The 826-nt window shown below is 50.8% G+C and carries 2 protein-coding genes; one reads left to right on the top strand and one right to left on the bottom strand.

What is annotated here, in order from left to right; all coding sequences use genetic code 11:
• Positions 1 to 167 (bottom strand): ESPR domain-containing protein (locus BTH42_RS36545; RefSeq protein WP_143752325.1); only part of this gene is annotated, 167 nt, incomplete at its 3' end.
• Positions 168 to 662: 495 nt separating this feature from the next.
• On the opposite strand from BTH42_RS36545, the gene BTH42_RS36540 reads away from it, so the two are divergent.
• On the top strand, positions 663 to 826 hold a 164-nt coding region (locus BTH42_RS36540), incomplete at its 3' end, for an ESPR domain-containing protein (RefSeq protein ID WP_218642039.1).

The raw sequence follows: 826 nt of genomic DNA, 5'->3' as shown, positions 1-826 counted from the left end.
TTGGACAATCCTCCACCAGCCAACACCACCCCGGCCAACGCCAAAGCAGCCGCAACGGAACGTTGCATGCGACCCTTGCTGCGCTTGCCGCGTGCCGATGCGAATTCGGGGGCTGCAACCCAGCTGCCAGACACTTCATTCCAGACGGTGATATACGACTTGTTCATGATGTCGTCCTGTAGAGAATTAAATATTGGTAATTCGGTGCGAATTGCGAGGGCGTTATTTACCGCAATTTGTTTTCCCTCTCTCGCGTTGATTAATTCTATTTTCCGAGGGGGACTGGCGACAGATGACTGGCTTTATATGCCGTCGATTCGGCGTCTGATTTGTACGAACCTCTGCTTCTGAATGACCGAAACATCCCGGGAGGTGCGGTTTGTCAGGAGGCGATACGAGCGTGGCGTCTGACAGCCGAGGCAGACGAACGGGTTACGGAGTGTTTTGCTGAATTTAACTACAGGTCGGCGCGCTGAAATCCATGATCTTCGCGAAGTTAGCGCCGCGCCGCCTACTGAACAATTCCTTAAAAATCTTCAGATACATGTGATTTTAATAACAAGTCAGAAGCCCATTCTGATTTTTTCTTACCGATCAAATTGTTTCAGAAGGACCGAAAATTCACTATATGCCCATCGAATTCTATCTTGATGGGGTAACTGATGAATAAGTCGTACAAAAGCGTTTGGAATGAGTCGCTTGGGACGTGGGTTGCGACGTCAGAACTGACCAACTCAAGAGGTAAGCGCGGCAAGGGAAGTTCGCAGCGTTCAATTGCGACCGCCGCCGTGCTACTGGCTGTTGCGGGCGGAGGCCTTGTAACGAG

The sequence above is a fragment of the Burkholderia sp. SRS-W-2-2016 genome, from assembly GCF_001931485.1.
In the GTDB taxonomy this organism is placed as follows: domain Bacteria; phylum Pseudomonadota; class Gammaproteobacteria; order Burkholderiales; family Burkholderiaceae; genus Paraburkholderia.
This window is presented reverse-complemented; position numbering and strand designations above follow the sequence as displayed.